The sequence below is a fragment of the Haemophilus haemolyticus genome, from assembly GCF_003351405.1.
Classification (GTDB): Bacteria; Pseudomonadota; Gammaproteobacteria; order Enterobacterales; family Pasteurellaceae; genus Haemophilus; species Haemophilus haemolyticus_N.
The window spans coordinates 1,847,646-1,870,660 of the sequence record NZ_CP031240.1; the positions used below are offsets into that span (position 1 = coordinate 1,847,646).

The window sequence follows — 23,015 nt, forward strand, 5'->3', positions numbered from 1 at the left end:
CAAACAATAAACTTTTATCTTGGCACGACAGGAGAACCCATCATTGCCATTTCGCGTTTTTTGCGATTTGCTTGTTCGATACTCTCATCACTAATTAAGAATAAAGTTTTGGTTGGGCAAGTTTGCATACAAGCAGGACCTTCTTCACGGAAATAGCAAAGGTCGCATTTCACTGCGATAGCTTTTACACCTGGTTGCCATGCAAGCATATTATGAACATCAGTATTATTCGGTGCGGTGCGAATATCACGTTTTACCGCATCAGTGAAAGAAAAACTGTCGTAGTGGTTTGGTGCGTCTAATGGCGCGCTACCGTGTTGAGTAATCGCCCCAAATGGACAAGCAATGGCGCAAAGTTTACAGCCAATACACAAACCTTCGTTTAATTGAATAGTGTCATTTTCGTGCTTAATTGCATGCACAGGACATACCGTAGCACAAGGTGAATCATCACAATGGCGACACAAGATCGGCACAGTAATATCGTCGTTACGCATTACTTGTAACCGCGGAAAGGATTGTAATCCAAAAGCTTTGTGTACTTCGCTGCAAGCAGCCATACAGGTATTGCATCCAATGCAATCTTTCGGATCACCTATAACAAAACGGTTCATATTTTCCCCCAAAGTATGTATAGATAGAAACAGAAAGTAGGTGGAAGGCATGACGCCAATACATCACAATAACCACTCTGAAAATAAGGATACTCCTTCAGAGTTACTCCGACTAGAGTAAAACAATTGTTTTATTGACTGAGATCATAAATTTTTTTGTTTTTATCGAAGGGAAAATTTGGTATTGAGATTGACTCTCAATTCAACTTGTTAAGATTGTAAGTGATTGAAACTATTAAACTAATTATTGAAAAGCAATTGCTAATGTAATGTTAAAATCCTGTTGGCATTTTCTCATTTAACACAAAAGTGCGGTAGATTTCCCGCAAGTTTTGGAGACTGTTTTGAAGAGGATTTTCATTATAAAAATCCTCTTTTCTAAATGAGAATAAATAAAAAAGACATAAAAAAACACCGCACTTTGCGGTGTTTTTTCATTATGTTTTCGTTATCAGCTGATTACCATTGGTAACCTACGCCAGCTGCAACTCCAGTTTTACCTTGGGTATTTGCCGTACCAGATAAACGGATGATGATCTTACCGTTATCAGAAATACGAGACATACCTACTGCAAGACCATTTTGACCTTGGTAGCTACCTGCAGCAATACCGACTAAGCTCTTACCTGGTGTATAAGCTTGCGGAATTGTCGCCGCCGCTAATGCACTTGCAGTACCCGCATCTGCACGTTTACCCACTTTGTTGATCTTATTGTTTAAGTTACCAATATTTGAAGCAACCGCATATAACTGACTACCATTTACAGCATCGGTAGAAGTAGGAGATATACGACCTGGAGCCACATTGTGAACTCGTTGCATACCTGCAGAGATACCTTCTGTCATAACTGGTTTGCCATCTGGACCCATCACTGGTTTACCATTGCTGTCTAACACAGGTTTATCCATACCGAAGGAGATGACACGAGTGTTATCCACTACATTTGATTTCAATGATCCCACAGCGCCAGTATAGTTCGCACCTGGTTTACCATCTTGACCCATATATTTGTAAGAGCCATCTTTATCTTTCATGACTGGCTTACCATCTTTGTCCAAGAATGTAGGGTTACCATTCACATCACGAGCTACCGTGCTATTTGGAATGACTTTCAATCCTTCGTTAGTGTACTCTGTAGAGTTACCAGGATTTTTAACCTTTGGATTGTTGGTTTTCGGATCAATAACTGGTTTACCATCTGGACCTTTTTCGATTTCATCAGTTGTATTGAAAGAAATCTTATCGCCAGACATATGCGATGTTTTTTCTACACCAGTGTTTGGATCTTTTGTATTTAACAATAAATCATTGTTTGTCAACTTAGATGTATTATTACCGTCCTTATCAGATAAGGCAATTTCTTTAGGTCCCACAGTTGTAGTATTTTTGTCCTTATCTGTATACGTAGTTCCTGTTGCTGTAGACGCGTTGGTATTACCATTCGTATCTTTCAACACATTGGTTGTCGGAGTACTTGTGTTCATATTACCTGCTGCATCTTTGATTTCAGACTTATCTGCTGTAGTAGTCGTCGTATTGCCAGCTTTGTCCACTAACGTAATCGTATTCACGCCGATATTAGTAGCATTATTATCTTTATCTTTGATAGTAATTGTATCCCCTACAATCGTTGTGGATTTACCATCTTTACCATTCACACCGATAGTACCTTGTCCATCTTTGGCAGTCATAGAGATACCATTTTTGCCATCCTTGCCATTGATACCAAATGCACCATTACCATCTTTACCAACAGTAGCAGATACGACATCTTTACCGTCAGCATTTTTCACGATCATAGCGCCATCTTTAGCTGGAATTACATCTGCAGGAGGAACTGCTTTTGCATTCTCCTTAGGTGTTACTGTCTTAGTTCCATCTGGATTTGTAACGACTGTTACATCGCCTTCTTTGTAGTATTGGTCTCCCACTTTCACAAGATTGTTACCATTTTTATCAGTCGCTGTACCGCCAGTTGTAACAGAATCAATTTTTAAGTCTCTGTTAATATCAACTTTTACAAAGGTCGTTGCTTTCTTAGTACCATCCTCGTTAAGAGCGTCTACAGTTACCATAGATACATTCGTGTTAGCTCCATTTGCGAATTTCACTTCGTCATTTGGATTTACCTTGTCGTACACTTTTGCATCTTTACTGAAGTCTTTATCAGTAGAACCAATGCCTACATTCCAACCAGAATCTTGGATAGCATTCGCCACTGTATTACCAGTCACAAAGCCTGCACCTGCATTTGTTACTTTGTCAGTATTAGGATCAACGTTCAATGGAGTTCCAGCTGGTTTACCATCTGGACCTTTATCGAATCCTACTGGTTTACCATCTTTGTCTACCTTGTAGTACTTATCTCCAATTTTAACTGCATCTGTTTTTGTACCACCCGCATGAGTAATCGTTACTTTATTTGTAACTTCCCCTTCTTTGATACCTACTGTAATTTCACGAATTCCATCAGCAGTAGTTTTTCCAGTGACTTCAATACCATTTCCACCTTTAAAGTCTACTTTGTTAGCATTACGTACTTGGTCTGAATACTTATTATCACTAGTGGATACAACAAATCCTAAGTTTTGTAAATCTCCAACAGTAGCCGCATTGTTAGGATTAGAATTGCTGAAATCAACAAGACCTGATTTACCAATATTATTTGGCACATCTGTTATTGGAGTAGCATTTTCTTTTGGTTTGCCATTAGCCTCTACTTGAGATGCTAAATACCATTTACCATCATTAGCCACTTTCACAGGATCTTTCGCATCTGCTGTTGCATCTGTACCAGGTTTTAAAACACCATTTTCTACTTTGTCTGCAGGGTAGAACTTGTCCCCTACTTGTACAAGTTTTGTGCCATCAGCAGCTACAGGTTCAAACGTTTTTGCACCATTCGCTATATTTGTTAATGTACTTGGTGTTCCAACCTTACCATCTTTGGCATCATTTGGATTAACCAAACTAGATACTATATTATTTTTTGCTTCTGGTTGTTTATCTAAAGCTGTTCCATCAGAATTTTTAAATTCCTTAGTTGTTGGATCATACACTTTTCCTTCTAAATCTTTAGGATTGTAATATTTTCCGTCTTCACCTTTTTTAACAATGTTTCCATCCGCATCTGTGTATTTTACAGGTAAGTCTACAACATCAACTTTTACAGTTGTTACTGTTTTAACTTTTCCAGAAGCATCTAACACTTCCTTAGTTGCAAGTTTCACATTGGTATTATCACCATCTGCAAATCTTAATTCATCATTAGGATTTACTTTCTCATCTTTATTTTCGAAATCTGATGCTGATAATGCTTTATTATTTTTACCTACAACAAATCCTGATTTTTCAATAGCATCTGCAACTTGGTTTCCTGTTACAAACTTAGATCCATTATTTGGAGTTACAGTTATGCCATCTATAGGATTTGCCCCATTATTTGGAGCTCCGTTTGTCACATCTCCATTGTTATAAACTTTTCCATCATTTGCTATAGTTCCAACTGGATCTTTTCCTTGTTTAGGTTGTCCATCTGTTCCTATATCTTCAGGTTTATAAACTTTATCTCCTACTTTAACAAGTTTAGTTCCATCAGCTTTTGTTATTTCAGTTGGAGTGACTTCTCCAGCTTCCATTTCAAATGTTAATGTTCTTACACCTTCAGCATCAGTTTTTCCACTTACTTGTATTCCATTTTTCCCAATGAATTTCACTTCATTAGCATTTTTTACCGTTTCAGAATATGGGTTGCCCAAATCACCAGTCGTTTTATTAGAAGAGACTACCCAACCCATATTACGCAAATCACCTACTGTAGCTGCATTTGTATCAGGCACCGCATCGTTATTGAAGTTACGTAATTGATTTCGAACTGGTGCTTTACCATTTACATCAGGATCACTATAGTTAACTAGATTACTTGTTACATTCGTAATCGGGTTACCACCGTTATTTAAACCATTTTGGTTTAATGTCACTGTGTTTTCAGTTGTGCCTGCTGGTTTTGTAATTGTAATACCAGTTGGAGTAATTTTTACTTTATTATCTCCATCTTTAAATTCAGCACTGGTTAAACCAGTCAATTCTTTTTGTAAGGAATAGATAAAGTTTTTACCCGCTTGTTTTACTGCAAGATTATCGCCAGCTTTGAAAGTTACTGTTTCCCCAGCTTTGATTAACTCTTCCGTATTACCATCAACTGTTCCAGTATCCTCTTTGCCTGCTGTCGCTTTCCAGCCCATTTCTTTTAAGGCATTTACTACTTCATCAGCAGTCACTAATTTACCATTCGTTGTAGTTGCTGTTGGCACACCATCTGTTGTTGTAATCTTGCCAGTTTTTGGAGTTAATGTGATTGTATCTCCCTCTGCCGCTACTTCTAACAAGCTACCATCACTAGATTTCACAGTGAATTTGATACCGCCTTTTTTATCTAGATCTTGTGCTGCTGTTTCTGTAGCTTCTGCATCTCCAGTTTTACCTGCTAATTTAATTGTATTTTTAGCAAGCCCATGGAATTGACTACCGTTAATCGCATCTGTAGACGTTTCAGAGATGTCCCCAGGTTTTACATTCGTAATTTTCACCGGAGCGGCATCGTCAGAGCCAGATACTTTGATATCTCCAGCATCAGTTTTGCTGAATTTAGGACCTTGATCGCCACCTATTTGTACAGTATTGAAAGATACATTATCTTTTGTAGCAAATGTAAATTTGCTTCCATCTTGTGTAATCTTGATGTTTTTATCTGCTTCAAAGGTTACTTTGTCACCTGCTTTAACAAGTTGGTTAGTTGCTGTTGCTCCTAATTCACCTTTAGTGGTTGCCAAAGATGTAGCCGTCCATGCTGCACTGTTAATAGCATTCACAACATTACCTACTGTAGCGACTTTATTTTCATCACCAGTTTTTGATGCAACAGTTCCTGCTGTGTTGCCTTCTGTAACATTGTTGATCGTACCAGTATTAACTTTTACACCAGCTGCTTCTACAACTAATGAAGAATCTGCTGGTTTTACGGTAATTTGGTTAGCATCATTTTTCTCTAATCCATTACCTAAGTTAACGTTGTACTTAACAGTAGATGTTTTATTCTCTGTAGTGTCTACTACAGCTGTTGTACCATTACCATCCGCAAAGTTCACAGTATCATATGGTTTGACGAAGTCTTTCGCTGCACCATTGTTTTGTAAGTTCCAGCCTGCTTGTAATACATCCCCTACTGTAGCTGCATTATTTTTATTGACTTGGTTAGCTTCTGTTCCCAATGTTGGAGCTGTTGCGCTAGTCGTTGGAGCATTAGTACCTGTTTTAGCTCCATCCAAGTTGCCTTCTACATTAGACAATGTCGTCGGTGATTTTGTACCTTTTGGGCCGTTAATTGTTGTTTTTACTGGACCTGTTACTTCTGTACCACTTCCATCTGGCTCTGTATTGAAAATTTGGTTACCATTTTGGTCAACTTTACCAGTTGGATATACTTGTTTACCATTTTCATCAGTATACACCACAGGAGTTACAGATTTATTCGTAGATACTTGGTCATCTACTTTCACAGTGATTGTACGTATATTACCTTCTGTTTTACCCGATACAATAGCTGTGCCTTCGCCAACGAATTTCACTTCATTAGCATTTTTTACCGTTTCAGAATATGGGTTGCCCAAATCACCAGTCGTTTTATTAGAAGAGACTACCCAACCCATATTACGCAAATCACCTACTGTAGCTGCATTTGTATCAGGCACCGCATCGTTATTGAAGTTACGTAATTGATTTCGAACTGGTGCTTTACCATTTACATCAGGATCACTATAGTTAACTAGATTACTTGTTACATTCGTAATCGGGTTACCACCGTTATTTAAACCATTTTGGTTTAATGTCACTGTGTTTTCAGTTGTGCCTGCTGGTTTTGTAATTGTAATACCAGTTGGAGTAATTTTTACTTTATTATCTCCATCTTTAAATTCAGCACTGGTTAAACCAGTCAATTCTTTTTGTAAGGAATAGATAAAGTTTTTACCCGCTTGTTTTACTGCAAGATTATCGCCAGCTTTGAAAGTTACTGTTTCCCCAGCTTTGATTAACTCTTCCGTATTACCATCAACTGTTCCAGTATCCTCTTTGCCTGCTGTCGCTTTCCAGCCCATTTCTTTTAAGGCATTTACTACTTCATCAGCAGTCACTAATTTACCATTCGTTGTAGTTGCTGTTGGCACACCATCTGTTGTTGTAATCTTGCCAGTTTTTGGAGTTAATGTGATTGTATCTCCCTCTGCCGCTACTTCTAACAAGCTACCATCACTAGATTTCACAGTGAATTTGATACCGCCTTTTTTATCTAGATCTTGTGCTGCTGTTTCTGTAGCTTCTGCATCTCCAGTTTTACCTGCTAATTTAATTGTATTTTTAGCAAGCCCATGGAATTGACTACCGTTAATCGCATCTGTAGACGTTTCAGAGATGTCCCCAGGTTTTACATTCGTAATTTTCACCGGAGCGGCATCGTCAGAGCCAGATACTTTGATATCTCCAGCATCAGTTTTGCTGAATTTAGGACCTTGATCGCCACCTATTTGTACAGTATTGAAAGATACATTATCTTTTGTAGCAAATGTAAATTTGCTTCCATCTTGTGTAATCTTGATGTTTTTATCTGCTTCAAAGGTTACTTTGTCACCTGCTTTAACAAGTTGGTTAGTTGCTGTTGCTCCTAATTCACCTTTAGTGGTTGCCAAAGATGTAGCCGTCCATGCTGCACTGTTAATAGCATTCACAACATTACCTACTGTAGCGACTTTATTTTCATCACCAGTTTTTGATGCAACAGTTCCTGCTGTGTTGCCTTCTGTAACATTGTTGATCGTACCAGTATTAACTTTTACACCAGCTGCTTCTACAACTAATGAAGAATCTGCTGGTTTTACGGTAATTTGGTTAGCATCATTTTTCTCTAATCCATTACCTAAGTTAACGTTGTACTTAACAGTAGATGTTTTATTCTCTGTAGTGTCTACTACAGCTGTTGTACCATTACCATCCGCAAAGTTCACAGTATCATATGGTTTGACGAAGTCTTTCGCTGCACCATTGTTTTGTAAGTTCCAGCCTGCTTGTAATACATCCCCTACTGTAGCTGCATTATTTTTATTGACTTGGTTAGCTTCTGTTCCCAATGTTGGAGCTGTTGCGCTAGTCGTTGGAGCATTAGTACCTGTTTTAGCTCCATCCAAGTTGCCTTCTACATTAGACAATGTCGTCGGTGATTTTGTACCTTTTGGGCCGTTAATTGTTGTTTTTACTGGACCTGTTACTTCTGTACCACTTCCATCTGGCTCTGTATTGAAAATTTGGTTACCATTTTGGTCAACTTTACCAGTTGGATATACTTGTTTACCATTTTCATCAGTATACACCACAGGAGTTACAGATTTATTCGTAGATACTTGGTCATCTACTTTCACAGTGATTGTACGTATATTACCTTCTGTTTTACCCGATACAATAGCTGTGCCTTCGCCAACGAATTTCACTTCATTAGCATTTTTTACCGTTTCAGAATATGGGTTGCCCAAATCACCAGTCGTTTTATTAGAAGAGACTACCCAACCCATATTACGCAAATCACCTACTGTAGCTGCATTTGTATCAGGCACCGCATCGTTATTGAAGTTACGTAATTGATTTCGAACTGGTGCTTTACCATTTACATCAGGATCACTATAGTTAACTAGATTACTTGTTACATTCGTAATCGGGTTACCACCGTTATTTAAACCATTTTGGTTTAATGTCACTGTGTTTTCAGTTGTGCCTGCTGGTTTTGTAATTGTAATACCAGTTGGAGTAATTTTTACTTTATTATCTCCATCTTTAAATTCAGCACTGGTTAAACCAGTCAATTCTTTTTGTAAGGAATAGATAAAGTTTTTACCCGCTTGTTTTACTGCAAGATTATCGCCAGCTTTGAAAGTTACTGTTTCCCCAGCTTTGATTAACTCTTCCGTATTACCATCAACTGTTCCAGTATCCTCTTTGCCTGCTGTCGCTTTCCAGCCCATTTCTTTTAAGGCATTTACTACTTCATCAGCAGTCACTAATTTACCATTCGTTGTAGTTGCTGTTGGCACACCATCTGTTGTTGTAATCTTGCCAGTTTTTGGAGTTAATGTGATTGTATCTCCCTCTGCCGCTACTTCTAACAAGCTACCATCACTAGATTTCACAGTGAATTTGATACCGCCTTTTTTATCTAGATCTTGTGCTGCTGTTTCTGTAGCTTCTGCATCTCCAGTTTTACCTGCTAATTTAATTGTATTTTTAGCAAGCCCATGGAATTGACTACCGTTAATCGCATCTGTAGACGTTTCAGAGATGTCCCCAGGTTTTACATTCGTAATTTTCACCGGAGCGGCATCGTCAGAGCCAGATACTTTGATATCTCCAGCATCAGTTTTGCTGAATTTAGGACCTTGATCGCCACCTATTTGTACAGTATTGAAAGATACATTATCTTTTGTAGCAAATGTAAATTTGCTTCCATCTTGTGTAATCTTGATGTTTTTATCTGCTTCAAAGGTTACTTTGTCACCTGCTTTAACAAGTTGGTTAGTTGCTGTTGCTCCTAATTCACCTTTAGTGGTTGCCAAAGATGTAGCCGTCCATGCTGCACTGTTAATAGCATTCACAACATTACCTACTGTAGCGACTTTATTTTCATCACCAGTTTTTGATGCAACAGTTCCTGCTGTGTTGCCTTCTGTAACATTGTTGATCGTACCAGTATTAACTTTTACACCAGCTGCTTCTACAACTAATGAAGAATCTGCTGGTTTTACGGTAATTTGGTTAGCATCATTTTTCTCTAATCCATTACCTAAGTTAACGTTGTACTTAACAGTAGATGTTTTACCATCTGCACTTTCCACAGCGACAGATGTGCCATCGCCTTTGACGAAGTTCACCGTATCATATGGTTTTACGAAGTCTACAGCTTTACCATCACCTTGAATATTCCAACCAGCATTCAACACATCAGATACAGTCGCTGCATTCGTCGGATTTACTTGATTTGCAGTATTTCCTAAAGTTGGGGCATCTTGAGATTTAGTCGCATTACTTGGGCCTGTTGCAGCATCGCTATTTTTTGTACTTGGTAAATTGCTTGCTACATTGGAAATTGCATTCCCACCATTATTCAAGCCACTTGTAGTTAATGATACTGCTTCTTTACCTTGTGTCACAGGTTTTACAGTAACACCATTTCCATCAATTACAGTTTTATTGCCTGCTGCATCTTTAAATTCAGCGCTCGTTAAGCCCGTTAAATTTGGATTCAAGGAGTATGTGAATTTAGATGTCACACGTGCTCCTGTTTGACGATTTGGATTATCAGGATCTTCATACACTGGTCTAGATGCATCTTGTTGGTGCAATACTAGATTATCACCCACACGGAATTTTACTTCATCGTTAAGACGCACTTTATCTACTTGTCCTGTAGCTGTACCTTCATTTACTCGATTCGTTGTTTTACCATCTGTAGAATGCACTTCACTTCCTGCATTAGCTACCACTCCATTTAATTTCAATACACCGGAGCTATCCTTATCTTTTTCCGCTTCTACAGCCCAACCACTGGACATACGTTTTGTAACAGAGTTCAACTGAGAACCGTTGATCGCATCTGTGGAGTCATCCGCAATACGACCAGCCGCTACGTTTTTCAACTGCCGTTCTGCACCAGGTGTACCAAAGGATACCACGTCACCTTCGGAAGTATTCGTACCACCTGCCCAGTAGAATGTATAGGCAACTTTTTTACTATCGAAAGGTACAATTTTACCTTCTTTATCATAGGAAATATCTGTTTGACGAGTACCAATAGAGTTTGCATCTGCTTTAGAACCCGTACCGATAGCCACCCCATTTTGTAACTCGGATATAGCCCCTGTGCCTAGTGCTACGCCGCCTAATTTTGTCACACGAGCACCCGTACCAATCGCAGTACCTAAATCACCAGTTGACAAAGAGTGAATCCCCATAGAAATAGAGCCATGACCATTTTTATTAGTATCTTTCGAATAATCTAAGGTCGTAGTATTTAATACAGCGCCATTTGTTAATTCTCCATAGGCGGCTTGAATGGTACCAGTAGCACCTTCCATTTCTACAGAACGAATCGTACGGTGTACATCTTCCCCACCAATATGTTCTACCTTAGTTGTTGTTTTGATAACCGTGTGACCATTGGCATCTTTTTTCTCTTTTTGATAGTTCACAGTTTGTGCCGCAACTTTAGTGATTTCCGAGCCACCAATCATAATAGAGGAGTCACCTTGCGCCTGTGTACCAAGACCCATAGCAATCGCACCTTGATTACCTGACGCTTTTGCCCCTTGACCAACTGCAATATCAGCCTCTTTCGTTGCTTGTGCTAACTGACCGACAGCAACAGAAGAGGCTGCCGCCTTAGAACTATCACCGACAGCTACCGCAGATTTATCAGCATTTGCCTGATAACCTGTAGCCACCGCACTTTCTTTAGCACGAGCAGCAGTACCTGCAGCCACTGCATAATTGCCTTGCGCTTCCGCACCCATACCGATGGCTACTGCTGCCTCCGCATTCGCCAATACGGATGCACCAGAACCGATGGCTGTAGCACCAAAGGCACCTTTTCTAACGATAGAGTTCGTACCAATCGCCACACCTAATGGGGTGGTAGAATGGGCCTGCATACCGATTACAGTTGAACCATCTTGACCATAGCTAGCACGATAGCTATTATCTAACCCTGCACCTACAAGTTCCGCATATTTAGCGCTAATTGTAATAGGTTGATTATTTTTTCCCGTTCCTGGCGTTGTCTCTGCATTAAAATCATTAACACTTCTAGCAGCTTCGCTGTTCGGGTCCGCCGCTTTAAAGTATTTCTTTCCATCATAAGCTTGAATATCATTACCACCGATAACAATAGATCCCTGACCCGCTATAGATTGCGCACCAATTGCTACGGATTGGTCCCCGATAGCACGAGTGTTACGACCTACCGCTGTGGCTTCATTAATATCTACATTTTGATAGGAAAAGAATCCATTACCATTGGCGCTTCCTGTATTTTTAAAATAATCCAATGTACTAGTCGTACCACCAAAGGCTTTCACCAATACTGTTGCATTATCATCTGGATCGGTTCCATTTCCTGTCGGCAGTCCATCAGCACCAAGCCCACGATAACCAGCACCAGCACCAGCACCAACAGCTACAGAAGAGTTAATGGCCGTATTATTCCGATTGATACCTGTATAAGCACCCGTACCGATAGCCACACCACCAGCACTACTTAATGTTCCTGTCGAATTAGGATTAGAATCCAAGCCACCTCTGTTACTAGCTGCACTTGCACCATAACCGATGGCAATACTATGACCTACACCTTGATCTCGAGTTTCAGCTCCTCTACCGAAAGCAATATCATAATTTTTTTTGGCTTTACTAGAGTGACCAAAAGCCATTGTACTCTCGGCACTTGCATCACTTCTCCATCCAATGGCATAACTATCGTTACCTGTAGCATTCGCCTCAGTAGCTAATGCCAAACTTCCACGACCAGTCGCTTTTGAGCCTTTGCCAAGAGCTACTGCACTATCACCACTAGAAACAACTTCCCTACCGATAGCTACAGCAGAACCTGATGTTGCTTGTGTTTTATAACCCAGGGCGATACCATCTTCACTGCTTGCATTAGATTCTTCCCCTATAGCAGTCGCTCTCGTTCCAGACGCATTACTCTTATAGGATAATGCCACGGCATTATTTCCACTTGCGGTAGCTCCTACACTTAATGCACTGGCCCCAGAACCAGTAGCTTTTGAATCTTGGCCAAGAGCTACTGCACTATTACTATTAGAAAGAGCACCCTTACCAATAGCTATGCTTTGATAGCCAGTTGCATTAGCATCCCTACCGATAGCCACTGCTGCAGAACCGGAGCCTGTTGAGTTCTCACCCCAAGCTACACCATTACCATCACCTGTGCCGGGATTATTCAATGCAGCATAAGCCGAATGGCCGCTTAATAGCGACAATGCGATGGCAGAAGATTTAATAAAATTGCCTGAAAACTTGACCGTACTCCTTTGTGTTTGTGCATTTGATGAACTTTGTTTTTTATGTGCTTTTGTCAATTCTGAAACAACCACCCAAGATTGCGTTGCTTGGCTCCATACAATACGGAAAATTTTATTCATAAATGTCTCTCTAACTATATTAAAAAATGACTCCTAACCTCTAACCCAATTTGTAAAAGAGGCTTCGGAGAGATAAAGTGTGAGAATTATACTGATTTAGCAATAAAACTCAATTTCTAATAACAATCTTTACAATAATTTACATTCAAAATATCATAAAAAACACAAGGTAAACGTTTGCTTTTTTTGCACAAGAAGTAAACAAAAGTGCGGCGAGTTTTAGGGGAGTTTTTATTGGGAAAAAGCAAATATGTTTATCAAAAAATAAAGGCCGCAACGTGCGGCCAATTTTTTTAGAATTCTTTTGAAATTAAACTTTCGGCTAATTGCAAATCAAGTGTGGAATCAATATCAATGGAACGATAAGTTGGCATTAAATAAAAACGCATTGGGGCAATAAAAAAGCGTTTTTCTTCAAAGAGACTTTCGATGTCATTAATATAAATTGCGCCATTTGCACGATAAGATTTCGGTAATTTTTGGCGAGGGGCTTCAAAATCCGTTAATTCGTGAATAGGCTGAACTTCAGTGCCTTCTAAAGTGAAGGATTTATAAGGATGATGCTCACATTCACAAGCTGAAACCACGGATTTATATTTGCCACCAAGGAAAATTTCCATCGCATTACGAATATCTAAAGCATTGCGCAATGGACTGGTTGGTTGCAAAAGTGCGGCGGTGCCTTGTGAAATATTCAGTGTTTCTAAGCAATGCAAAATCGCATCAATGGTGCGTGTATCACTTTGCGCTAAACTTTCAGGGCGTGCCACTGGTTTTGCGCCGTACTTTGTGGCTTCTTTTAAAATATTTTCACCGTCTGATGTCACCACAATCTGATCAAACATACCCGATTCTTGTGCCGCCAAAATCGCTCGCCCCACCAAAGATACGCCACCCACAAGCTGTAAATTTTTGTCTTTAATTCCTTTAGAACCTGCTCTAGCAGGAATAATTGCAATTCTTGTCATCATCTTCACCCTCTGTGATAAAAGTGCTGACTATTCTAAAATCTTTCCCTTGTTTTAGCAAAAACTAATCTTTAATATGGCACCACATTTTTATTTAAAAAAGAGGAAATAAAATGACTCAACTTACTCGTGAACAAGTTCTTGAACTCTTTCATCAACGCAGCTCAACACGTTATTACGACCCCGCCAAAAAAATCAGTGATGAAGATTTTGAATGTATTTTAGAGTGCGGTCGATTATCGCCGAGTTCTGTGGGTTCTGAACCTTGGAAATTTTTAGTGATTCAAAATAAAACCCTTCGCGAAAAAATGAAACCTTTTAGCTGGGGAATGATGAATCAGCTTGATAATTGCAGTCACCTTGTGGTGATTTTAGCGAAGAAAAATGCCCGTTATGACAGCCCATTTTTTGTGGATGTGATGACACGCAAAGGCTTGAACACAGAGCAACAACAAGCCGCCCTCGCAAAATACAAAGCCTTGCAAGAAGAGAATATGAAATTGCTCGAAAGCGACCGCACTTTATTTGATTGGTGCAGCAAACAAACTTATATCACCCTTGCCAATATGCTTACTGGCGCTGCCGCCCTTGGCATCGACTCTTGCCCAATTGAAGGTTTTCATTACGACAAAATGAATGAATGCCTCGCCGAAGAAGGATTATTCGATCCTCAAGAATATGCGGTTTCTGTCGCCGCAACCTTCGGCTACCGCTCACGCGATATTGCGAAAAAATCCCGTAAAGCATTGGATGAAGTGGTGAAATGGATAGAATAAATACTTACTATAATTTAAAAGCACAAGGAGAAAAAATAGTGCTTTCTTCCGATAAACGACAGATTCGAGGACGAAAAAGCCTTGCGGAATTACTAACAGATATTGATAGTCAAGAAATTGAATGTTTGAATAGGTCAATCTCTGAACTCATTCAATCTAAATCCGTAGGAAAAGAAATATGGTGAGCAAAATTTTCTAAAAAGCAGAAGATTATTTAATTGATGAAGTTATTATTAAACTTGTCGATTTAATTGATCCACAATAGAATTTGCCCTAGCAAAAAAACTAGGGCATTTTTTAGTCTCTTAAAATCGCTTCAACAATGTCTTGAACTTCAAATAAAACATAATCTGGTACAGATTCAACTTTTTTCGCATCTCTACCTCGAAAGTCAATTATTCTGGCTTGATATGCAACAACGACACCTTGTGTCTTACAGCCTGTTCCACTTAGCGTAACCGCAAAACCATTTTCTCTGGCAAGTGCCGGATTTCCTTGTGTAATCGGTGCTATCATCATAAATCCCAAATTATGAAATTTATTATCGCTTAATACTAATGCAGGACGCTTCTCACCCTGTAATTCATTTCCTACAACGGGATTTAAGCAAACCGTGATAATATCACCTCTTTTAAATTGTTGTTTAGCCATCAAATTTCCTGCCCTGTCGGCTCAAGTAAATCCCATTCTTGAATGACGGGTAATTGTTTTGATGAGGTCATTGCAAGGCGTTCATCTAAGGTTAATCTTTTTCTTTTTTTCGGATTATTAGGAACAACAATCACTTTAATAGTATTGTCACTAATTTTTTCTAGCTCCAAAAAGTCCCCCATATCCAAATTCATAGAATCGGTAAAGTCCTTAGGTAAACGAATCGCTTTACTATTTCCCCACTGTTTTACTTGTAATCTCATATTCATAGTTATATAGCTGACAAAAGTTTATTTTTAATAAAAAATAAGTCAAAAATCAGCCTCTCCTTATACTAATTAACTATTGGTAACAATGTATCACTTAATGATACTACGCTAGTGTAGCTTTATATTTGTTTATGTCAAATAAAAGGATCATTTCATCATATTCAAGGTAAATTAGATGAAAATAAATTTTAAGGGCTGCACATGCAGCCCTATCTTTTTTTCGATTATTTCACTTCTTTAAATAAAATCTCACTTGGGATTACGGAACCTTGCCAGTAAAGTTCTGTAGAGACTTTCTCAGCGAGTTGTAGAAACGCTTGTGAAATTTCATTTTCAGGTACTCGTACAACAGTTGGGTTGCCCGCATCTAAATCTTCACGGATACGAATGTGTAAAGGAAGTTGAGCTAATACTTTTACATTGTATTTTTCAGCCATTTTCTCTGCACCGCCTGTGCCAAAAATCGCTTCGTGGTGACCGCACTTACTACAAATGTGCATTGACATATTTTCCACAATGCCTAACACGGGCACAGATACCCGCTCAAACATTGCAATACCTTTCACCGCATCAAGCAAAGCAATATCTTGTGGAGTAGTAACTACCACTGCCCCCGTTACAGGGATTTGTTGTGATAAGGTAAGTTGAATATCACCTGTGCCCGGTGGCATATCGATAACAAGATAATCTAAACTATCCCATAGGGTTTCATTTAATAATTGACTTAATGCACTGCTCGCCATTGGGCCACGCCAAATTGTTGCGCTATCTTCATTCATTAAAAAGCCAATGGAATTTGCAGATAAACCGTGTGCTTTAATTGGGGTGATGTGTTGATTATCTGGCGAAGTTGGACGTTGATCCGCTGCACCTAACATATGGGGAATAGAAGGTCCATAAATATCCGCATCTAAAATCCCAACACGTGCGCCTTGTGCTTGTAATGCTAAAGCCAGATTAACAGAAACCGATGATTTCCCTACACCACCTTTACCAGAACTCACCGCAATAATATTTTTCACACCTTTTACAGCTGGTTGATTATTTGCTCGCTTAAGTGTGGCGATTTGATACGAGATCGCCCATTTAATTTCTTTGCAATCTGTTGCTTTCAACAACGCATCTGAAACCGCTTGTTTTAACTGTTCTGCACCAGAATTCCATGCGAAAGGTAATTTCAATTCAATGCGTAAAGTATCACCGCCCTTTTCCACTTTTTTCAAAGTATTAAGCGCAATCAGATCCTTTTGCAGGGTTGGATGCTGAAATTGTTGGATAATCTGCTGAACTTGATTTTGCTGCTCGGCAGTCAAATTATCAGAAAAGTAGGTTGCCATAATAACCTCCTGTTTAGTAGAGTAAATTTGTCGGGCATATTTAATCACGGAAAGTGCGGTATGTTAAGTTAAAGTTTTTCAAACTAGAAAAAAGTGATAACAACTACTCACTTTTCATTAAAATTAATTTTTAATGCGTAAAACTAACTTTTTTGAGTAAGATATCATTGGTTTTTCAATTGTATGATGCAAAATCATAGCTATCAAAATACATAAGATAGTTACCATACAAAAGGTAGCAACGCCATTTTGTTTTACGATATGAAACTTATGATAAATAAAATCAGTAAACACCATATGACTGATGTAAAGTGAATAAGATATTTCCCCAAGATATATTAATAAAGATGAGCGAGGCATTTTAAATAAAGCCTCATATAAAACACATAAAATAATAAATAAAGATGCAATAACCCCACCAGAAAACAACCCAGTCTCCAGCAACCAATAAAAGTTATATTTATCATTAGACAAAATAAAGAAAAACAGATAAATACCACATAAAACAAAGGCAACTTTAATTGGATAGCTATTTACTATATTTAACTTCCCTACAAAACCTTTAGAATACTTATAAAACAAATAAATCAACATACCGTAAACGAACTCAAAGAACATTGAAGAGGTAAATATATACAACACATTATGTTCTCCAACTAAGTTGTTATCTCCCTCTCTAAAGTATAAATAAAAATCATGATTAAAGTAGTAACTAAAAAAAAGATACAAAAGAAAAATTAAAAAAATAGTAATATACACACGATATTTATGATTAATAGCCATTGCTATAGAAAAAACAAAATAGAAAACTATCTCATAAGAAATCGACCATGCAGACGGTAATACATTATAACCAAAATAAGGCGCAGAAGCTTGATAATTAAAGTTAAATCCTAACACAGAAATAAAATAATAATGCAAATCATAATTTCTCATCACTAAATAATATGTAGTTATACAAATAACAAGTAAAGGATAAATTCTAAAAAACCTTCTAATAATAAACTCACCCCATCCATAGTTTTCTTTTTCTGTAGAAAAACAAATAATAAATCCGCTTAATACAAAAAAGAAATCAACCCCCAAATATCCTTGTGAAAAAAGCAAGTCTCCTAAGCTAATTTGAGAATAAACACCATTTAATGAAGCACTTAAGTGAAAAAATAATACAGCTAATGCTGCAAAACCTCTAATATATTGTAGAGAATAAAATTTTTTTGAAGTAGTGACTAGGGTATTCATGGTATAAATAAACTAAATATTAGGAAATCTAGTGAAAAGTAGAGATATTCTACTCATTACGCAATAAAAACTCAATTCTCATTAAATTTTACCAAGCTTTAAACTAGCCCCTCATTTTTTTTTCTAGTAAGATAAGCACAATTTTGTATGCTAAAAAGAGAATAAAAATGACAACTCAACCCCGTAAAATTTTAGTCACTTGCGCCTTGCCTTATGCCAATGGGGCAATTCATTTAGGCCATATGTTAGAACATATCCAAGCAGATATTTGGGTGCGTTTTCAACGTATGCGTGGCAATAAAATCCATTTTGTTTGTGCGGACGATGCGCACGGCACGCCGATCATGTTGAATGCCGATAAACTGGGCATTACACCTGAAGAATTAATTGCCAAAGCAAAAGCCGATCACGTGCGTGATTTTGCAGGTTTCAATATTAGTTTTGATAACTACCATTCCACTCACAGCGAAGAAAACAAACAGCTCACCGCAGAAATTTACAATAAACTCAAAGCCAATGGCTTTATTAAGAGTAAAGTTATTTCTCAGTTATTCGACCCTGAAAAAAATATGTTCTTGCCCGATCGTTTTGTGAAAGGCACTTGCCCGAAATGTAAAGCAGAAGATCAATATGGCGATAACTGCGAAGTTTGTGCTTCTACTTATAGCCCAATGGATTTAATTAATCCTCGTTCAGCCGTTTCTGGTGCAACACCTGTTGTAAAAGAATCTGAACACTTTTTCTTTGACTTACCTGCATTTGAAGGCATGTTAAAAGAATGGACTCGTTCTGGCTCACTTCAATCTGAAATTGCGAACAAAATGCAAGAATGGTTTGAGAGCGGTTTACAACAATGGGATATTTCACGCGATGCGCCTTATTTCGGTTTTGAAATTCCGGGCGCAAAAAATAAATTCTTCTATGTTTGGTTAGATGCACCAATCGGCTATATGGCTTCATTCAAAAATCTATGCAATCGTGAAGGCATTGATTTCAATGAATTTTGGGCGGAAGGCAGTGATGCGGAGCTTTATCATTTCATCGGTAAAGACATCGTTTATTTCCACAGTTTATTCTGGCCAGCAATGCTTGAAGGCAGTGGCTATCGTAAACCGACTAATGTGTTCACTCATGGCTATGTCACGGTGGATGGGGCGAAGATGTCAAAATCTCGCGGGACTTTCATTCAAGCCAGCACTTATTTGAATCATATTGATCCTGAATGTTTGCGTTATTACTATGCGGCAAAATTAAATGATCGCATTGAAGATTTAGACTTTAACCTTGAAGATTTCGTACAACGTGTAAATACGGATATTGTAAACAAATTAGTGAATTTGGCTTCACGCAATGCGGGCTTTATTGCGAAACGCTTTGAAGGCAAACTTGCGGATAAACTGGAAGATGAAACATTATTTGCAGAATTTACCGCTCAAGCCGAGCAAATTGCCGCTTATTACGAAAGCCGTGAATACAATAAAGCCATTCGTGAAATTATGGCATTAACGGATAAAGCTAATAAATACATTGATGAAAAAGCCCCTTGGGTGATTGCAAAAGAAGAAGGCAAAGAGGCAGAATTGCAAGCCGTATGTTCAATGGGTATTGAGCTTTTCCGCGTGTTGATGTCTTACTTGAAACCTGTTCTCCCAAAACTGGCAGAACGTGCAGAAGCCTTCTTACAAGCTGAATTACGTTGGGAGAACATTCATCAACCATTACTTGGCCATACTCTTGCACCGTTCAAAGCCTTATTCTCTCGTTTAGAGAAAAAACAAATTGATGCCGTTGTGGAAGAAACCAAAGCCTTATTTGCCGCAGCCAATAAAACCGCAGAAAAAACTGAAGCAAAACCAACCGCACTTTCTGCCGTTGAACCTATTGCTGAAACCATCACCATTGATGATTTCGCTAAACTTGATATGCGTGTAGCAAAAGTATTGAAATGCGAAGCCGTGCCAGAATCTAATAAACTTTTACGTTTTGAATTAGATCTTGGCGATCATACTCGTCAAGTCTTCTCTGGCATTAAAGCGGCTTACAATAAGCCTGAAGAATTAGAAGGTCGTTTTGTGATTATGGTGGCAAACCTTGCACCACGTAAAATGAAATTCGGCGTGTCTGAGGGAATGATTCTATCCGCAGGAACAGGCGGTAGTGATTTATTCTTGTTATCTGCCGATAGTGGTGTCACTGCAGGCATGCAAGTAAAATAATCAATTCAATCTAAATGAGGGCAACATTACGTTGCCCTTTTATTTTCTAGTTGAAAATAGGCGGCTTATAACCTACTATAACACTCAACTATTTATCTATTTGGAGAATATTATGAAAAACGAATTAATTTGCTATAAACAAATGCCAGTGTGGACAAAAGACAAATTACCACAAATGTTCCAAGAAAAGCACAACACAAAAGTCGGTACTTGGGGGAAATTAACTGTATTAAAAGGCAAACTCAAATTTTATGAGCTAACCGAAAATGGCGATATTATCGCCGAGCATATTTTTACCCCAGAAAGTGACATTCCTTTTGTCGAACCTCAAGCATGGCATTGTGTTGAAGCACTTTCTGATGATTTAGAATGTACCCTAGGTTTCTATTGCAAAAAAGAAGATTACTTCAGTAAAAAATACAATATGACAGCCACTCATGGCGATGTAGTGGATGCAGCAAAAATTATCTCGCCTTGTAAAGTATTAGATTTAGGTTGCGGACAAGGGCGTAATTCACTTTATTTAAGTTTATTGGGCTATGATGTGACCTCTTGGGATCACAATGAAAATAGCATTGCCTTTTTAAATGAAACCAAAGAGAAAGAAAACCTTAATATTTCTACCGCACTTTATGATATTAACGCCGCCAACATTCAAGAAAACTATGATTTTATTGTTTCAACGGTGGTGTTTATGTTCTTAAATCGTGAACGTGTGCCGTCAATCATTAAAAATATGCAAGAACACACCAATGTTGGCGGGTATAACTTAATCGTTGCTGCTATGTCCACTGATGATGTGCCTTGCCCGCTTCCATTCTCCTTCACCTTCGCTGAAAATGAATTGAAAGAATATTACAAAGATTGGGAATTCTTAGAATATAACGAAAATATGGGCGAATTACACAAAACCGATGAAAATGGCAATCGCATTAAAATGAAATTTGCCACAATGTTAGCAAGAAAAAAATAACCCGCTAATTTAAAAAATCACCGCACTTTGTCCTCAGCCAATATTAGAAAATATCTTTTGCTTTACGAAGTGCGGTAAATTCTTCAAGTGTTTTTGCTTGTAAAAACGGATTAATTTCTCGCTCTAGTTTTAATGTTGTTGGCAAGCTTGGTTTATTTTCAGCTCGTTGTGTTTCAACAAAAATACGCTGCTTTTCTACCGCACTTTTCTCCACCAGCACAGTTTCCGCAAAAGCTAAATTCCCCAAGGTGTATTCGTGAGCAGGACAAACAATCGTCTCGTCAGGCAAGGTATTCAAACGCTGTAAACCATCAAACATCTGCGCATAATTACCTGTGAAAACACGTCCGCAACCGGCAGAAAATAACGCATCACCACAAAATAAATGATTATCTACTAAAAAACTAACGTGCTGTTTCGTGTGTCCACCAGTCGGAATGACATCAATTTGATAATATTCGGTAAGGATCTTTCCTTCATTCACAATTTGAGTTGCGCCTTTTTTCTCACATTCTTGCGGCCCATAAATCGGCACCGTTGGATAACGTTTTTTAAATGCCGACACACCTTGTGTATGATCCTCATGTTCGTGAGTAAGCAACACCGCTTCAACCGTTGCGTTTTGCTTATCTAGCCACGCAAACAACTTGTCCGTTTCAGGCAAATCGACAATAATAAGAGGCAGATTTTCTCGTTGATAAAGCCAAATGTAGTTATCATTCAGCGCAGGCAAAGCAAATAACATAATCGTCCTTTTAATTAGTGATAGAAAAATAAATTGATTCCTCTTAAAACATTAGATGCGTTCCACATTCCACCAAATCAACGCCCATTTTTTCTGTCCGTGAGAAATGGGTTCGTTGTTAGCTTGTTTACAATCGTAAAAGGCTTTCAAACCTTGTTTTTCTTTTTCGGAAAGTTCACCTAAAGAAAATTCCACCGAGGCTAATAAATCCTCGTAGCTTTCACCTTGAAAACAACCCGATTCGGTTTCAATAAAATTCAAATTTGCCTGAATGCCTTTTTGATACAACCGATTGAGTAAATAAATATAAGTGGGGAAACCAATATCTTCACGCCCAATCGCCTCAAATACGCCCTCATCTAAAAAATGACGTTGTGTGACAGAAGTCAAAAACACACGTTTTTTCGCTTTGGCACAGAGTTTTTCGATCATATCGTCCAAATCGTCCACCAGCGTCGAACGAGATGCCAACACCACATCAGCTTGTGGCACATCATCCCAATTATCCGCCCAAGATTTATGAAATGTCGTGAGATGATGCAAACCAAATTTCTGTTTAAACTGCGCCAAGCAATCTAACATTCCATTGCTATAATCTAAGGCATATACGGTTGAACCTTGTTGTGCGAGCGGTACAGCAAAGGTACCGGGGCCACAGCCAATATCCAATACAGTTTCATCAGCTTGCACATTCATAGCTTGCAATAATTGCTGATTATATGCAGAAGGTTTTCCGACTAAATTCTCTGCCATTTTCACGGCTTTTTTATCCCATTTTGTCGGAGGCAAGTTGTAATGATTACAAGCGATTAAGTATTGTTGATAGAGTTCAACAAAATTGATGTCGTAAATAGTCATAGTGATTTTTCAATGTGGTTATTCAAATGTTGATGTAAAAGTTCGGGCTAAGTGCGGTTAAAATGGTAAGCTTTTTTTCATTTTAACTTTTTAAAAACGAGACACTAC

At 38.4% G+C, this 23,015-nt stretch carries 13 protein-coding genes; 4 read left to right on the forward strand and 9 right to left on the reverse strand.

Annotated elements, in window-relative coordinates; translation table 11 throughout:
• Positions 1-14: 14 nt before the first annotated feature.
• The 3 genes from DV427_RS09175 to siaB form a co-directional block, all read right to left on the reverse strand.
• Positions 15-614 (reverse strand): 4Fe-4S dicluster domain-containing protein, encoded by a 600-nt coding sequence (locus DV427_RS09175; RefSeq protein WP_005631968.1) that lies wholly within the window; start codon positions 612-614, stop codon positions 15-17.
• Between the two features lie 459 nt (positions 615-1,073).
• Positions 1,074-12,872 carry a YadA-like family protein gene (locus tag DV427_RS09180; RefSeq protein ID WP_114892121.1) on the reverse strand — a complete coding sequence of 3,933 codons (11,799 nt, stop codon included), beginning with the start codon at positions 12,870-12,872 and terminating at the stop codon, positions 1,074-1,076.
• Between the two features lie 293 nt (positions 12,873-13,165).
• Positions 13,166-13,840 (reverse strand): 5-acetyl neuraminic acid cytidyl-transferase, encoded by a 675-nt coding sequence (gene siaB / locus DV427_RS09185; protein WP_011272689.1) that lies wholly within the window; start codon positions 13,838-13,840, stop codon positions 13,166-13,168.
• A 113-nt stretch (positions 13,841-13,953) separates the two neighbouring features.
• On the opposite strand from siaB, the gene DV427_RS09190 reads away from it, so the two are divergent.
• Positions 13,954-14,616: an NAD(P)H-dependent oxidoreductase gene (locus tag DV427_RS09190; protein WP_114892123.1), complete on the forward strand. Its 663-nt coding sequence runs from the start codon at positions 13,954-13,956 to the stop codon at positions 14,614-14,616.
• Positions 14,604-14,801, forward strand: a complete 198-nt coding sequence (locus tag DV427_RS09195) for an antitoxin (protein ID WP_114892124.1) — start codon at positions 14,604-14,606, stop codon at positions 14,799-14,801. Before DV427_RS09190 ends, DV427_RS09195 begins: the two co-directional genes overlap by 13 nt.
• A gap of 112 nt (positions 14,802-14,913) precedes the next feature.
• Here the strand turns inward: DV427_RS09195 and DV427_RS09205 are convergent, their stop codons facing one another.
• The 4 genes from DV427_RS09205 to DV427_RS09220 all read right to left on the reverse strand — a co-directional run bounded on the left by DV427_RS09205 (position 14,914) and on the right by DV427_RS09220 (position 18,115).
• The gene (locus DV427_RS09205) at positions 14,914-15,267 is read right to left on the reverse strand and encodes a type II toxin-antitoxin system PemK/MazF family toxin (protein ID WP_114892125.1); all 354 of its coding nucleotides are present in this window, start codon (positions 15,265-15,267) and stop codon (positions 14,914-14,916) included.
• Complete coding sequence (locus DV427_RS09210; RefSeq protein WP_041174908.1) at positions 15,267-15,536, reverse strand: AbrB/MazE/SpoVT family DNA-binding domain-containing protein; 270 nt, start codon at positions 15,534-15,536, stop codon at positions 15,267-15,269. Before DV427_RS09210 ends, DV427_RS09205 begins: the two co-directional genes overlap by 1 nt.
• Positions 15,537-15,760: 224 nt before the next feature.
• Complete coding sequence (gene apbC / locus DV427_RS09215; protein ID WP_114892126.1) at positions 15,761-16,873, reverse strand: iron-sulfur cluster carrier protein ApbC; 1,113 nt, start codon at positions 16,871-16,873, stop codon at positions 15,761-15,763.
• A 123-nt stretch (positions 16,874-16,996) separates the two neighbouring features.
• Positions 16,997-18,115, reverse strand: a complete 1,119-nt coding sequence (locus tag DV427_RS09220; protein WP_114892127.1) for an acyltransferase family protein — start codon at positions 18,113-18,115, stop codon at positions 16,997-16,999.
• A 167-nt stretch (positions 18,116-18,282) separates the two neighbouring features.
• Between DV427_RS09220 and metG the strand changes: the two genes are divergently transcribed.
• Both metG and tehB read left to right on the forward strand, forming a co-directional pair.
• Positions 18,283-20,331 (forward strand): methionine--tRNA ligase, encoded by a 2,049-nt coding sequence (metG, locus tag DV427_RS09225; protein WP_114892128.1) that lies wholly within the window; start codon positions 18,283-18,285, stop codon positions 20,329-20,331.
• Between the two features lie 112 nt (positions 20,332-20,443).
• On the forward strand, positions 20,444-21,304 hold the full coding sequence (tehB, locus tag DV427_RS09230; protein WP_114892129.1) for an SAM-dependent methyltransferase TehB: 861 nt from the start codon (positions 20,444-20,446) through the stop codon (positions 21,302-21,304).
• A 43-nt stretch (positions 21,305-21,347) separates the two neighbouring features.
• On the opposite strand, the gene gloB is transcribed toward tehB, so the two are convergent.
• Together gloB and DV427_RS09240 are read right to left on the reverse strand one after the other, a co-directional pair.
• Entirely contained in the window at positions 21,348-22,049 is a 702-nt protein-coding gene (gene gloB / locus DV427_RS09235; protein WP_114892130.1) for a hydroxyacylglutathione hydrolase, read from the reverse strand.
• A gap of 51 nt (positions 22,050-22,100) precedes the next feature.
• Positions 22,101-22,907: a methyltransferase domain-containing protein gene (locus tag DV427_RS09240; RefSeq protein ID WP_114892131.1), complete on the reverse strand. Its 807-nt coding sequence runs from the start codon at positions 22,905-22,907 to the stop codon at positions 22,101-22,103.
• Between the last annotated feature and the right edge of the window lie 108 nt (positions 22,908-23,015).

Coding starts and splice junctions, on each gene's coding strand:
- DV427_RS09175 (WP_005631968.1), bottom strand. CDS start 614: ATGAACCGTTTTGTTATAGGTGATCCGAAAGATTGCATTGGATGCAAT.
- DV427_RS09180 (WP_114892121.1), bottom strand. CDS start 12,872: ATGAATAAAATTTTCCGTATTGTATGGAGCCAAGCAACGCAATCTTGG.
- siaB (WP_011272689.1), bottom strand. CDS start 13,840: ATGACAAGAATTGCAATTATTCCTGCTAGAGCAGGTTCTAAAGGAATT.
- DV427_RS09190 (WP_114892123.1), top strand. CDS start 13,954: ATGACTCAACTTACTCGTGAACAAGTTCTTGAACTCTTTCATCAACGC.
- DV427_RS09195 (WP_114892124.1), top strand. CDS start 14,604: ATGGATAGAATAAATACTTACTATAATTTAAAAGCACAAGGAGAAAAA.
- DV427_RS09205 (WP_114892125.1), bottom strand. CDS start 15,267: ATGGCTAAACAACAATTTAAAAGAGGTGATATTATCACGGTTTGCTTA.
- DV427_RS09210 (WP_041174908.1), bottom strand. CDS start 15,536: ATGAATATGAGATTACAAGTAAAACAGTGGGGAAATAGTAAAGCGATT.
- apbC (WP_114892126.1), bottom strand. CDS start 16,873: ATGGCAACCTACTTTTCTGATAATTTGACTGCCGAGCAGCAAAATCAA.
- DV427_RS09220 (WP_114892127.1), bottom strand. CDS start 18,115: ATGAATACCCTAGTCACTACTTCAAAAAAATTTTATTCTCTACAATAT.
- metG (WP_114892128.1), top strand. CDS start 18,283: ATGACAACTCAACCCCGTAAAATTTTAGTCACTTGCGCCTTGCCTTAT.
- tehB (WP_114892129.1), top strand. CDS start 20,444: ATGAAAAACGAATTAATTTGCTATAAACAAATGCCAGTGTGGACAAAA.
- gloB (WP_114892130.1), bottom strand. CDS start 22,049: ATGTTATTTGCTTTGCCTGCGCTGAATGATAACTACATTTGGCTTTAT.
- DV427_RS09240 (WP_114892131.1), bottom strand. CDS start 22,907: ATGACTATTTACGACATCAATTTTGTTGAACTCTATCAACAATACTTA.